Source organism: Haloferax sp. S1W, assembly GCF_044593955.1.
Lineage (GTDB): Archaea > Halobacteriota > Halobacteria > Halobacteriales > Haloferacaceae > Haloferax.
In genome coordinates this window covers 2,810,450-2,823,555 of record NZ_CP172595.1, presented here as the reverse complement: position 1 = coordinate 2,823,555, position 13,106 = coordinate 2,810,450, and the positions used below count along the sequence as shown (strand labels likewise).

Sequence of the window (13,106 nt, the reverse complement as noted above, 5' to 3'; positions counted from 1 at the left end):
TCGACTGGATTACCGGGCGTCGGGCGCGATGATTTTCGACCCTGTTTGCTACAAAAACGTACTGAGCAGTATATACTCCACAGACTGTTCCGAGGGGAACAATATTTCTAAGGCCATAAATTATAAAATTAAACAGGAAGTGATTGAGAGCACACACTCGCATGGTTGAGTTCACTCGACGAAATCTCATGGCGACATCGGTCGCTGCTGCGCTGGGGGCGAGCGTGGCCGGTGTTGGAACAGCGACGGAACCAGAGGACCCGGATTCACCGCGCGCACCGCTCGTTCGGGGGGAGTTGACGCGGTTTTCGACGACCGCGTTCGGTGCCGAGGTGACCGGTCCGTGTGTCTTCGGCGATGGAACGCTCCTGTACAGTCTGCAGCACCCAGACCGTGACAATCCGGCACCGTACGACAAGGCGGGTATCGGATACTTCTCGGGGTTCAAATTCTCGTTCGACGGCGAGAACGAATTCGAGGAGCTATCGACGCCGGAGACGAACGAGGAGCGGCGAGCAGTTCGCTCCGCCGCGGGCAACTACGAGTTGTTGGGCCGCGAACGCGACCCGATTAACGGTGGGTCAGAACTGCTCGGCGTCCCGCAGACGCCCGACGGAACGAACATCACGAGCGAGAATTTCGACGGGTCGCAGTACGCCGACGCGGGCTACACGCCCGACTGTAACCAGTTCGTCCCCACGAATGACGACGGAACCGAGGGCTACCTCTTTACCAACTGGGAGGCGAGCCCGGGGAACATCTCTCGGATTCCGCTCAGTCAGACCGAAGACGGCGAGTGGGAGGCCGACCTCGAAAACGCACTCAATCTCGCCAACACCGACGCACTCCGCGAACTCGGTGGCACCCGAATCAACTGTTACGGCGACCGCAGTCCGTGGAACACGATGCTCTCCGCCGAGGAGAACTACGGGCATCCGCGCGTCTCGCTGACCGCCACAGTCGGCGATATCGTCGAGCAGGGAACCGGGAAGGGACTCCGCGGTGCACACGAGTTCTGGAACCGACCCAATCCGACGGAGATTCAGAGCGCCGTCGACGAGTACTACGACGAATCGTGGTACGTCCACGGCTACTGGGCGATTGCCGGCGTCGAACTCCTCGCGTACTACCTCGGCGCGGACCCGGTCGGTCAGTCCGGCGACGGAAATGACCTGACGCCTATCGGCGACGTGTATCCGAACCCGTACCGCTACGGCTACATCGTCGACTTCCGTGAACCGGCCGCCGAGACGCCGAACCCCGTCAAGTACTACGTGATGGGTCGCGCCGCGTGGGAGTGCCCCGATGTGCAGACAGACGAGCGGACGGTCTACCTCGCGTCCGACGGCGACAGCAAGGGCATCTACAAGTTCGTCGCCGACAGGCCGGTTCCGAGTTACGACGACCCGATGAACGTCGCCGGGACGCTCTATGCCCCGTACGTGACGAATCGAGACGCTGCGGTCGAACGCCCACCGGCCGACGTGGACCTCGAAATCGAGTGGGTCGAACTCGGTCACGCGAGCAACGCCGAAGTCGAGTCGTGGATTGCCGACTACGACGACATCACACAGGTCGACTACCTCGAAAGCCACACCGACTGGGAGGAAGGCGACGAGGTTACGCCCGAAATCCTCGAAGCGGCCGACAAGGCGGTCGTCGAAGGCGGTAACCGCGACTACGTGACCGACGAGGAAATCGTCGAGTGGGCCGAGCAGTACGAAACCCGCGGCCCCAACAAAGTCGACGAGGAACTGCGTCGCGTTCCCTTCATCGAGACCCGCGCGGCCGCAAAGGAAATCGGTGCGACCATCGAGTTCAACAAGGCTGAAGGTATCGACAGCGTCGAGGGCGCAGCCCCCGGCGACTACGTCTACTTCGGCGTCTCGGAACTCAACGACGACATGTCGAACGAACGCGGCGACCTCCAACTAGAGCGCGTAGACGGTGGCGTCGTCTACCGGGCCGAACTCGAAGCCGACTACAACGTCTCGACGCTCGAACCCGTCATCGTCGGCCCCGACGCCAGCGACCCCGCCGATATCGCCGACGACGCGCTCATCAACGTCGACAACGTCTCCGTGCTGGACGACGGCCGCGTCCTCTGCTGTGAAGACGCCGACCAGTTCGGCCGGTCGTACAAGAACGACTGCCTGTACGTCTACACACCCGAAGAGGACCGAGGCCACGACGACGATGAAGACGGCGAAGACCACGACCGCGGCCACGGCAACGACCCCGATGGCCACGACGAGGACAACCCCGGCCGTGGACGCGGTCAAGGGCAGTTCCTGTAGTCGTCATCGACGTTCGCGCACGTTCTGCGACACATTTTTTGTATCTTGGGAGACATCTTCGACCAATGGTCCTCGAACGAATCGGAGCGCTGCTCTCGAAGGAGGCAGGAGCCGTCGCTCGAAGCCCCCCGTTGTTCGGACTCGTCACCGGCTTCTGGCTCATGCTGGCGGTTTTGATTGCATCTGCTAATGCGCAACTGGCGTTCACGATATTCTTTTTCGCCACGCCAGCGGCCATGCTCGTTGCCTACGCGGGTCGGCGGGTTCGACGACGGATTCGGGGCGAGGAGCCGTCCGAAAACTACCAGCAACCACAGCAGAGAGAGCGCACCCGCTACGAACCTGTGGACGACGAATCCGCCATCGAAGTCCTCCGGGAGCGCTACGCAGCGGGGAAACTCTCGGACGAAGAGTTCGAACGCCGACTGAGCGCATTAGTCGAGACTGAGGAAGTCGTAACGCAGACCGACTCGTCCGTCGAACAGTTCCGGTCGAATCGAACGCGCGAACACGCGGCCGAGTGATGTCTTCGCTCGACATCCTCCGAGAATACGGTCTTCGGTCGTTCGTCTACGAGCACCCATTGCAGTTCGGGGTCGGTCTCGGTGCCCTGCTCGCAGTGGTCGCGCTGGCTAACGGTGGGTACGTCGCTTCGACGTTCATCTGGTTCTCGGCTATCGGGTGCGTCCTCGGCGTCGCGTACTCCTACGCGGTCGATTTCGTCGTGGGACGCCAGCAGGAACCCGACCGGAGGGTGATTCCTGAGAGCCAACACGCGTCCGCTGAACCCGATGCGGCTCGCTCGCTGCACGCTCTCCGCGAACGATACGCCAACGGCGAGTTGACCGAGGCCCAATTCGAGCGGAAACTCGACCACCTACTGGAGACCGAGACGGTCGAAGCAGCCGAAGACTACGTTTCTGAGCGCGAACGCGAGCGTGACACCGCGACTGAATAGCGACTGAATAGCGACCGAAAGACCCACAGGTCACGACGTATTTTCGATTGGTAATGCGTCCGCCAGCCGTCGAACTCCTGCCAGATATTCTCGAACTACTCGTCTTCGGCGTCGGGAGCGCGGCCCTCTCGCTCGTCGGTGCCTACATCGAACAGTTCGCACTCCTCACGGTCCAACATGGGAACCTCGAACTCGGCGCGTGGGCCGTCGTGATGGGCTTCGTGGCGCTCTACTTCGCGTATCTCCTCGGAACCGACAAGTTCCACCCAAAACTGCAGGACGTTCGCGTCGCACTCGCACAGGACTAAGCGGGACGTCGCCCCGCGGAAGAACCGGCAGAGAGCGATTACTCCGCCATCGTCGCCGACGCGGAAGAACCGCCCTCCGACACGTCAGGGTGCCGGACCGGTGAGGCGAAAAGCCACAGTATTCCCGCCGCAGTTGCGAGCGTCACACCGGCCCACGGAAGGAACCCGACGGGGCCGAGCAATTCTGTTGCCCACCCGGCGGCCAACCGAGCGCTACCACCGATGACGGCGAGTGCCATCGATGCTCCGGAGAGCACTGTCGCGCGCCCGACATCCGCCACGCGGTCGTTGAGGTACTGGTTTCGGACTGGTCGAACAATCGTGTTCAGGCCGCGATTGAGGAACAACACTGGAACGACCAAAAGTGGCGAGAGAGCGATGCTCGCGTAGGCAAGCCCGTATATCGGTATCAGCGAGAGCATCACACCCTTCGTCCCGAGTCGGTCCTGGAGCCACCCAACCGTGGATGCCATCCCGGCCGAGAAAATCTTGAATCCCGCGTAGAGGACGCCGAATCCCGTCACAGGGATGCCGATGGTGTCCAACGCTGGCTGTTCGTAGAGTCGCGTGACGACGAAAAGCGAGTAAAACAGCGACGCGAAGAGGACGAACCACCGCACCTGCGGTCGACGAAGTTGGATGCGCAGCATGTCGAGCGCGTCGCCGACGGTCAACACGTCGCGGTCGCTGTCGAGAGACGCGTCGTCTGACTCGGTTCTGAGGCGGTCGATGCTCGGGAATGCGTACAGAATCGGAATCCCAACTGCGGCGATAGCGGCGGTTGCAACGAACGGAAGCGCCGGTTCGACGGTGTAGAGCACGCCCGCACCCATCGCGGTTGCGGCATCGACGACCAGTTTCGCGAGACTACCGCGGCTTTCGATACGCGCGAATTCACCCTCGTCGAACCGCGCTTGCAGGAGTTCGTACAACCAGGCGTCCTGTGTGCCCGACCGAAACGACCGGCCGACGGCCCAGAGGACGTGAACACCCAGATAGACGGCAGCGGTGTCGACGAACGGGTAGGAACCGAGGACGAGAACTCGCACTGCGCTACCTACGGCGAGACTCGAACGCCGACCGAGCCAATCGCCGACGTACCCCGTCGGAACCTCCAGCAGTATCTTCGCGAAGGCGTAGACTCCGTAGGCGAGCCCAATGAAGCCGAGTCCGAACCCCTTGTGCTGGAGGATAATCATTGCGACCGGCAGAAAGAATCCGGACGTGTTCGTCACCCGAAAGAGGTAGTACCGCCAGAGGAGACTGCGCGAGCGCCCCATCGACCCAATCGTGACAGTGGGGTCTCATTATACTTCGCAAAATATCGATTTTGTAGACTGTTCGTCACGTCCACGGAGGCACCGAAAGCAGGCACAGCACCGCGGCCCGCTCCCGTCGGTCGCGGTCCTACGCCAAAAGATGTGCCGCGAACTTATGCCAAGAAGACGTGTCGCGGCCGGTCCGCCAGCACGTCACGGCCCCACTGCACCGTGTCGCGGAACTCGTCGGAACGGAAAAAGCCCATGGCGTCTTCCTGCGAGCGCCACTGACTGGCGATGAACATGTCGTTTTCGTCTTCGAGGTTGACCATCAGGTCCGTGTCGAAGTGTCCGTCCATGTCGTCGAGGAGTCCACCGACGACACCGAACTTCTCGACGAAGTCCTCTTGGTAGTCGGGCTTGACGGTGTAGAACATCCCCATCGTCCCGAATCCGGACTCTTCGCCCGCGCGCTCGACGATACCGGGGAGTTCCGAGAGGAACCCGGCGGCCGTCTCGGCGGCCGACGCCGTCTCCCAGATGGAGACGACGGCAGTGCGGCCGCGCTCGTTGGCCTCGTAGACCGCAGTCTTGACATGCGTCGGGTAGTGGTCGAAGTTCCCGCGGAGGCCCTCGACTTCGTCGAACAGTTCCTCGGCGTCCGCTTCGGAGTACAGTACCGTCGCGTACACGTCTTCGCCGTGGGGCTTTCCGGCGTAGATGTTCAGGTCTTCGAGTTGGCCGCGGATGTCTTCGCTGTCGGCCTCGTCGTCATCGTCTGTATCGCCGTGGGGGTGGCCGCCGTGGTGGCTCCCGTCGCCGCCGCCGTGGTGATGTCCACCTTCGCCGGGGTGGCTACTTTCTCCGTGGTGATGGTGCCCGCCCTCGTCGTGTGCATGGGCGTGGTGGTGCGATTCGTCGTCGAATTCGCTCGTCGGCACGGCGTCGCCCGCGAGGAACGCGCCGAGGTCCGACGGCGGGAAGCGACGGCCGACGTAGAACTGGCCGAACTCACCGTAAAGGCTCGACACCTCGTCGAAGCGCATCTCGTAGACGATGTCCTTGATATCCGTCGGGTCATCGCCGAAGAGCGTGACGCCCCACTCGTGGTCGTCGAAGCCGACCGACGAGGCGATGACCTGCTTGATTTTCCCCGCGTACTTGCGGCCCGTGTCGCCGTGGGTGGACATGAGTTCCCGGCGCTCGTCGAACGGCAGGTCGTACCAGTTGTGTTTCTCGCCGCGGCGCTTCGACATGGGGTAGAACGCCATGTAGGTGTCGTCCGGAATGTCGGGCTTCAGTTTGCCCTCGATGTACCGGAGCAGTCCCGTGTCGACGTCCTCTTTGTTGCCCTCGAAGTAGTCGTCCGAGACGTAGCCGGACACCTCGGTGACGGAGACGTACGAGGTCGGTTGTTCCGTGAAGGCGGCGAGCGCCGTCTGCTCGAAGCGGCGCTCGGCGCGCGACAGCGAGTCCAGCGTCGGCCGGAAGTGGACGACGACGAAGTCGGCCTTGTGGCCGAGGATGGAGAAGACGGCCGTCGACCCGGCCTCGTCGTCTTCGACGGCTTCGTGGGAGTCGAGGTACGCGACGCCTTCTTCGATTGCGCGACGGCGCTCGTGCTCGGGCGCATCACGCCATGCGTCCCAATCGACCGTTCGGAAGTCGTGCAGCGCGAACCAGCCCTCGTCGGTCTGTGGGGCCTCTACCATACAGGGGCGTTAGGGGTCATCCGGTATTGAAGTTGCGAGTCTTTTCTGAATCCGGGAACGAAGGATTGATTCGCGTGTGGGCCTCGCGGGCGACCCCGAAACTCGGTCTCGTCGCGGCGAGCGGGCTACCCGCTGAGGACTGTCGGCCCGAATATCATGAGCAAGAGCGACGCGAGCATCATCAGTCCGATAGAGGTGGTGATTGTCCGGACGACGGCGTGCGAGTCGTCCACCGGGAGTCGAGAGACGACGGCCTCAGTCGCCGTCCGAAGGATTCGCCCCCCGTCGAGCGGGTAGCCAGGGATACAGTTGAACAGCCCCAACTGGAGGTTAATCCACGCCGTCCAGAACAGCAGGTTGGCGAAGATGAAGACACCGCCACCGAGGAAGCCGAACGGCCCACCGACCTGGTAGAAGTTGATAACCTCACCAGTGAATCCGGGGAAGTTCGGAATCCCGAGGACGACTGATGCCAGTGGGAGTAACAGCGACACGTAGACGAGTTGGAGCGGGGAGCCTTCGAAGGCGTTTCCGATGCCACCAGCCCCGTCGCCACCGTCACCGCCGAGTAGCGAGAGATACGTCCCGGCAGGATACTCGCGGACACCGAAGTCCGTCAGGAGAAGCCCGCTCGTTCCCGGGAAGATGTTGACGCCGAGGAACCCGTTTCCGTCCTGCGGATTCTCATTGAGAGTCACGTCGACCGTCTCGAACGACCCGTTTCGATACACTTCGACAGGGACAGTCTGTCCGGGGTCGGTCTGGTCGAGCGCGACCTCTAGGTCAGCCGAGGTTGCGATGCGCTCGCCGTCGAAGGCGGTCACGATGAGTGGGTCCGTCGTTTCAGTGGCGTTGTACAGCGGCCCGTCCTCGGCGATGTTCGAGATGTACGCGCCAACCGGGATGACGCGCTCACCGGCCGAGGTGTCGATTCGAGCGAACCGACTGTCGCCGACGGCCGAGACGAATTCTGCCCGCGTGTTGACCGGCGTGCCGTTGACCGCCGTGACCTGAATGGGGTCGCCGCCCGATTCGACGGTGAGGTTAGCAGGATTGCCAGCAACCGACCCAGCGACGATGAGTTTACGAGAGACAGAGACGGTCCGCTCGTCGTCGACTTCGACGTTGACCGTCTCACTGTCGGCTTGGAGAAGCGCCGCATCGAGTTCCTGTGACGTGTTGACCGGCGTCCCCTCGATTGCGGTCACTCGGTCGCCGCCGGAGATACCTGCCATCGAGGCGGGTGACCCGCTGTAGGACCCGGCGACTGCGACACCGGGGGCGACAGAGATAGATGCGATAACCGGGCCGAAAAGCAGCGCGAACGCGATGATTGTCACCACGAAGTTGTTGGTTACACCGGCGGCAAACATCCGAGACTTGCCGCCTCTGTCGGCGCGGCGTTGGCTTTCTTCGGACGGTTCGACGAAGGCACCCACCGGGAGAATCGTCAGGAGAACGACGCCCATCGATTCGACTTCGATGTCTTCGACGCGACTGAGGATGCCGTGTCCACCCTCGTGAACGACGAGGCCCACGAGGAGGCCGAAGAGGATTTCGGGAGCGACCGAAAGCGGGAGGAAGTCGTTGACACCGGGGATAACGAGGAAGTTCTGCGGTTGGTTCACCGCAGACGGGGCAGGGGGTCGCTGGATAATGAGGACGGCCTGGTAGACGAGAAGCACGAACGTCCCGACCATGATGACGAGCGCAACACCGAGTCCGATGTTGCTCCACGCGCGCCAGAACCGTTTGGGTTCGGCGAGTTTGTCGAGTAACTCGCGGCCGCGACGGGTGTGGACGGTCGTGAGGGGACCCTGCACACGGACGTACTCCGGGAGGATGCCCCGGGTACGCAATACCGCCACGAGGAGGGAGTAAGCGATGAGTCCAGCGATGACCCACAGCAGCGTATTCATCGCTCGAACGGAGGTGACGCGAACCAAAAGGCGTTCGGGTTACGGTGCCCGTGCGGTCGTCGGGTGTTATTCCTCGTCGGGTTCGCTCTCGTCTTCGGGAAATTCGATTTCGACTTCGACAGGTTCGTCGTCGGCATCGGCGTCCGTCTCGTCATCCTCGTCGGCGGTCACCGCGTCGTCCTCGTCGGACTCGTGTTCGACGGTGACCGTCGCGTCGTCGTCTTCGCCGTCGTCTGCGTGTGCGTCCCCGTCGTCGAGTTCGATGTCGGTGAACGACGCTTTTGACGACGACGAGCGGAGACGGTACACCGCGTAGGCGACGGCGAAGACGACGAGGGCGAGGACGAGCAGACGGCCGAGCGAGCGCCCACCCGAGGAGTCGTCGTCGGGCGCGTCTGCCTGTTCGGAGTCCGCGTCGAACTCTGTTAGTTCGACCTCCAGTTCGTCTGCCGACTGTTCTACTGACCGGATGAAGTCGATGAGAGACATGTGAAATCACTGCGGCCGAGGCCGCTGGTCGTCGTTCGCGGGAACGAATCTGCACACAGACATACGTCCGACGGCGACATAAGTCGTCCCCCAGAAGGGTTTTTACCTCATAACGGGACCACAACAGAGCATGTTCGACAGTTCCCGCTACGAAGTCCGACAGAAGGTGTCTATCGGCACCAAGTACGTGGTCTACGAGGACGACGAGCCGATTCTCTCGGCGAAGAAAAAGAAGTTCAAACTCAAAGAGGACTTCCGACTCAACGACTACGAAACGGGCGACGAGCGCTTCCGCGTGAAAGCCGACAGCATCCTCGACGTGTCGGCGGCCTACGACATCGTGGACAGTCAAACGGGCGAGCGGGTGGGCGCAGTCAAGCGAGGCGCATTCTCGTTCGCCAAGCACACCTATCAACTGCTCGGGCCGGATGGGGCCGTGGTGGGACGCATCGTCGAGGACAACGTCCCGATGGCCATCGCCCGGCGCGTCATCTCGACGCTCATTCCGTTTTCCTACCGCATCGAGGACGCCGCCGGGACCCCAGCCGGGTCGGTCGGTGAGAAGTTCTCCTTCCGCGATAAGTACACCATCGACATCGACCGTGAGGCCATCGACCCGCGACTCGCCGTCGTCGCTGCGGTCGTCATCGACGCCATCGAGGAGAACTGAGGCCACCCCGTCGGAACCGCCCGCTGTCGGTGTCCCGGATAACTCAAAGAGTCGCTTGACATTACGTCAGTGATTTTCCACAATACCGCATACGAGGGGGTAGACTATGTTCGGACAACTCGGTTCACCGGGTCGCGCCCTCGTCGCCACGCTGGTCGTCGTCGGGGCGCTTCTCGGAGGGACGACAGTCGTAACGGCACAGGACGATTCGGTATCACTCGTGACCGACGGCGGGAAGGTGACCGTCGAACCCGTCGAAAACGCGACCATTCGCGGTACGTCGGACCTCCCTGCCGACGAGAACCTGAGCGTCCGCGTTCGGTCGTCGGGGGATACGGAACCCACGTTCCTGAAGACAAATGAAGTCCTCGTCGGCGAGGACGGCACCTTCACCGCCACGTTCGACTTCAGCGGCATTCCGGCGAATTCGACGTTCACCGTGACCGTCGTAAACGGGTCTGAAACCGTCGCAGAAGCCGACGGCGTCGTCGTCGAACAGGCGGAAACGGAGACGACAGAGACGACCGAATCGACCACCGGCCCGTCGATTCCCGGATTCGGTCCCGTCGCGGCAGTCGGTGCGCTCGCCGCGCTCGCAGCGGGCGCACTGCTCGTCGGTCGCCGATAAGTAGAAAAAAACGAACCGCGAAGCGCCTCAGTCCTCTCTTCGGAGGCGCTTGACGACGAAGTCCTGTTCTAATTCACCGAGGAATGCACCGAGTCGCGGTCCCTGTGTATCGTCGAAGAACAGGCGATAGCCGGCGGCGAAGAAGTCGCCCATCTCGATGTCGTGGCGACGGGCCGTCTCGTAGATTTCGCCCTGAATCTCTTCGCCGTCGTGGCCGTCGGCGACGAACTCTGCCAGTTCGTCGAGCGCGTCCTCGACTGCGGGTTCGAAGTCGAACTCCGGCAACTCGACCTGCAGGCGGTAGTTGTACTGGTTGTCCATCTCCTCGGCCCAGTGGCGGGCGAGTTCGACCCGTTCGAGCGCCTCGTCGATAACGTCTTCCGGGGTGTCCTCGTCGAAGAAGCCCTCGTTGCGAGCCATCTTGACGCGCAGGTCCTCGTCGTCGGTCATGCCGAGGACGGCGGCGAACGTGTACGGGAGGCGAATCCGGTCTTTACGAACCTCGTCGACGACGAAGGGGTACGCGCGCTTGGCGAACCGCGTGAGACTCTCGTCGTCGACCTCGCCGAAGTAGGCGCGTTCGAAGCGGTCGAAGTCGTCGACCAACTGGTCGAGACGGGTGAGGTCGAGGTCACGGGCCTTCCGCGGGTTGAGCGCGAAGAAGTACCGGAGTACCTCGGGTTCGAGCAGGGCGAGCATCTCCGGGACGGTGACGATGTTCCCGGCCGACGAGGACAGCGCCTTCCCGTTGAGCGTGAACCACTCGTAGACCATCGGCACCGGCGGTTCGATTTCGAGGACGTTCTCGGCGATGTCCTTGCCCGAGGGCCACGACCCTTCGGCGTGGTCCTTGCCGAACGGTTCGAAGTCGACGCCGAGGACCTGCCACTGGCCGGGCCACTCGAAGCGCCACGGCAACTTGCCCTCGCGGAACGTCGCCGTCCCTTCGTGGCCGCACCCGTCGATGGTGTTGTCGCCGACGGTCATGTCGGTACAGGCGTAGTCGACGGTACCCGCTTCGAGGTCGATGTCGGTGACCGTCTCGGTAATCTTCCCGCACTCCGCACAGACTGGGTTGAACGGGACGTAGTCGTCGTCGACCTTCGATTGGTACTCCGAGAGGACGTCTCGCGCAGTCTCGATGTTTTCGAGGACGTGCTCGACGACGGGGTCGAAGTCGCCGTGTTCGTACATCTCGGTGTTCGAGAGCATCTCGACGGGGACGCCGAGGCGGTCGGCATCGGCCTTCAGCAGCGCCGCGAAGTGGGCGGCGTAGGAATCTGTCTCGCCGAACGGGTCCGGGATGGCCGTGTATGGCTTGCCGAGGTTGCGCCCGAGCGCGCCCGCATCGACTTCACCGAGACCGACGATGTTCCCGTCTTCGTCGGCGAGTTTGCGTGGAAGCTTTCGGAGCGGGTCCTTGTCGTCGCTCGTGAAGACCTGCCGAACCTCGTGGCCGCGTTCGCGGAGCACTTCGGCGACGAAGTACCCGCGCATGATTTCGTTGAAGTTGCCGAGGTGGGCAACACCGGACGGCGAGACGCCGCCTTTGATGACGATTGGTTCGTCGGGGTCGCGGGCCTCGATTTCGTCGGCGACATCGTCCGCCCAGAAGTCGTGGAAACTGTCGCTCGGTGCGTCCGCCTCGTCGGAAGGGTCCTCTGCGCTCATCTCACTGTGCCCAGTAGGTTGGTTCGTCGCCGCCCTCGGGGATGATGTCGGTCCCCGTGTGCTCGCCGCGGAGGACGGCCGGTTCGATTCGCTCGGGGTCCGTCCCGTCGAGGACGATGGTGCGCATCTTCGCGCGCTTGATGAGTTTCGCCGCGAGGAGGTCCACAGGCGCGGACGACCCGGCGTTCATCTCGATGTCACCGATAACGTCGACGAGTTCGCTTGCCGTCATCTCCTCGAACTTCGTCGCGTCGGGGTCCTCGTTCGGGTCGGCGCTGAACACGCCGTCGACGCTGGTCGCGTAGACGAGCAGGTCGGCATCGACGTACTCGGCGAGTGCGGCCGCGACGGCGTCGGTGGTCTGTCCGGGCATGATGCCGCCCATCACGGAGATGTCGCCGCGGCGGATGGCGTCGCCCGCGTCCTCGTAATCGTGGGGAACCTTGGGGTCGACCTGCGACCCGAGTGCCGCGATGAGGAGACGCGCGTTGATTCGCGTCACGTCGATTCCGATCTGGTCGAGTTGGACCTCGTTCGCGCCGAGGTCGCGTGCAGCACTGATGTAGTCGCGGGCGACACCGCCGCCGCCGACGACCGCACCGATTTCGCACCCCTCTCGTGCTAGTGTTTCGACGACGGAGGCGTGACCCTCAACGCGCCGGGCATCCAGGTCCGGCGCGAGTACGCTACCGCCGATGGAGATGACGACTCTCATTGCACACGCATATCCGTGAGCGCATCTTAAGGGTTATCAAGTGCGAGACGGCCGTGCCGAGGACTTTAAACCGCTCTCGCGGCCAGTACGTGTATGCGACTCGTCACCGTGGAGACGGTCACGCTCCTCGTCGTCGGGTGGGTACTCGCGCTCGGTGCCCTCCTTCTCAGACACCGACGCGGCGAGTTCGACCGTCGAAGCGGACTCAACTGGGCGCTGGTGGCGTGTTTCTCCATTGGCTGGGCACTCTGGCAGTACGACACGCTTCCGGCAACCGCAGACACATTCGTCGGAGCAGTGGCCCCGTGGCTTGCCACGGCACTCGGACTCGCAGGACTCGGTATCGCGGTGTACCTCTATCGAACTCGACCGACCGGCGACGAGACGACCGGCGACGAGACGACCGACGCCGACCACGGAACTAACGCGGACACCGCGCGCTCGGAGCAATCTTAAACCGCGTCCGGTCCGTCTGCCCGC

13 protein-coding genes are annotated in these 13,106 nt (G+C 62.9%); 7 read left to right on the top strand and 6 right to left on the bottom strand.

Annotated features, from left to right (window positions below; genetic code table 11):
* The first annotated feature begins 161 nt into the window (after window positions 1-161).
* The 4 genes from ACH9L7_RS14775 (at window position 162) to ACH9L7_RS14760 (ending at window position 3,563) form a co-directional block, all read left to right on the top strand.
* A complete protein-coding gene (locus ACH9L7_RS14775; protein WP_396611452.1) occupies window positions 162-2,297 on the top strand; it encodes an alkaline phosphatase PhoX in 2,136 nt (711 codons plus the stop codon).
* A 65-nt stretch (window positions 2,298-2,362) separates the two neighbouring features.
* Window positions 2,363-2,821 carry an SHOCT domain-containing protein gene (locus tag ACH9L7_RS14770; RefSeq protein WP_396611451.1) on the top strand — a complete coding sequence of 153 codons (459 nt, stop codon included), beginning with the start codon at window positions 2,363-2,365 and terminating at the stop codon, window positions 2,819-2,821.
* Window positions 2,821-3,255, top strand: a complete 435-nt coding sequence (locus tag ACH9L7_RS14765; protein WP_396611450.1) for an SHOCT domain-containing protein — start codon at window positions 2,821-2,823, stop codon at window positions 3,253-3,255. The genes ACH9L7_RS14770 and ACH9L7_RS14765 overlap by 1 nt, the downstream gene beginning before the upstream one ends.
* A 53-nt stretch (window positions 3,256-3,308) precedes the next feature.
* Window positions 3,309-3,563, top strand: coding sequence for a hypothetical protein (locus tag ACH9L7_RS14760; RefSeq protein WP_396611449.1), 255 nt, complete (start codon window positions 3,309-3,311; stop codon window positions 3,561-3,563).
* A gap of 38 nt (window positions 3,564-3,601) precedes the next feature.
* On the opposite strand, the gene ACH9L7_RS14755 is transcribed toward ACH9L7_RS14760, so the two are convergent.
* From ACH9L7_RS14755 to ACH9L7_RS14740, 4 genes are all read right to left on the bottom strand, one after another.
* The gene (locus ACH9L7_RS14755; RefSeq protein ID WP_396611448.1) at window positions 3,602-4,843 is read right to left on the bottom strand and encodes an MFS transporter; all 1,242 of its coding nucleotides are present in this window, start codon (window positions 4,841-4,843) and stop codon (window positions 3,602-3,604) included.
* 152 nt (window positions 4,844-4,995) lie between these two features.
* A complete protein-coding gene (locus ACH9L7_RS14750) occupies window positions 4,996-6,534 on the bottom strand; it encodes a heme-binding protein (protein ID WP_396611447.1) in 1,539 nt (512 codons plus the stop codon).
* Between the two features lie 125 nt (window positions 6,535-6,659).
* Complete coding sequence (locus ACH9L7_RS14745; RefSeq protein WP_396611446.1) at window positions 6,660-8,453, bottom strand: site-2 protease family protein; 1,794 nt, start codon at window positions 8,451-8,453, stop codon at window positions 6,660-6,662.
* Between the two features lie 66 nt (window positions 8,454-8,519).
* A complete protein-coding gene (locus tag ACH9L7_RS14740) occupies window positions 8,520-8,942 on the bottom strand; it encodes a hypothetical protein (RefSeq protein WP_396611445.1) in 423 nt (140 codons plus the stop codon).
* Between the two features lie 130 nt (window positions 8,943-9,072).
* On the opposite strand from ACH9L7_RS14740, the gene ACH9L7_RS14735 reads away from it, so the two are divergent.
* Window positions 9,073-9,612: a hypothetical protein gene (locus tag ACH9L7_RS14735; protein WP_396611444.1), complete on the top strand. Its 540-nt coding sequence runs from the start codon at window positions 9,073-9,075 to the stop codon at window positions 9,610-9,612.
* Between the two features lie 106 nt (window positions 9,613-9,718).
* Window positions 9,719-10,240 carry a BGTF surface domain-containing protein gene (locus ACH9L7_RS14730; protein ID WP_396611443.1) on the top strand — a complete coding sequence of 174 codons (522 nt, stop codon included), beginning with the start codon at window positions 9,719-9,721 and terminating at the stop codon, window positions 10,238-10,240.
* Window positions 10,241-10,267: 27 nt separating this feature from the next.
* Here the strand turns inward: ACH9L7_RS14730 and lysS are convergent, their stop codons facing one another.
* Both lysS and pyrH read right to left on the bottom strand, forming a co-directional pair.
* Complete coding sequence (gene lysS / locus ACH9L7_RS14725) at window positions 10,268-11,911, bottom strand: lysine--tRNA ligase (RefSeq protein ID WP_396611442.1); 1,644 nt, start codon at window positions 11,909-11,911, stop codon at window positions 10,268-10,270.
* A gap of 1 nt (window position 11,912) precedes the next feature.
* Window positions 11,913-12,626 (bottom strand): UMP kinase, encoded by a 714-nt coding sequence (gene pyrH, locus ACH9L7_RS14720; protein ID WP_396611441.1) that lies wholly within the window; start codon window positions 12,624-12,626, stop codon window positions 11,913-11,915.
* A gap of 93 nt (window positions 12,627-12,719) precedes the next feature.
* Between pyrH and ACH9L7_RS14715 the strand changes: the two genes are divergently transcribed.
* Window positions 12,720-13,082: a hypothetical protein gene (locus tag ACH9L7_RS14715; protein ID WP_396611440.1), complete on the top strand. Its 363-nt coding sequence runs from the start codon at window positions 12,720-12,722 to the stop codon at window positions 13,080-13,082.
* Window positions 13,083-13,106: the final 24 nt, after the last annotated feature.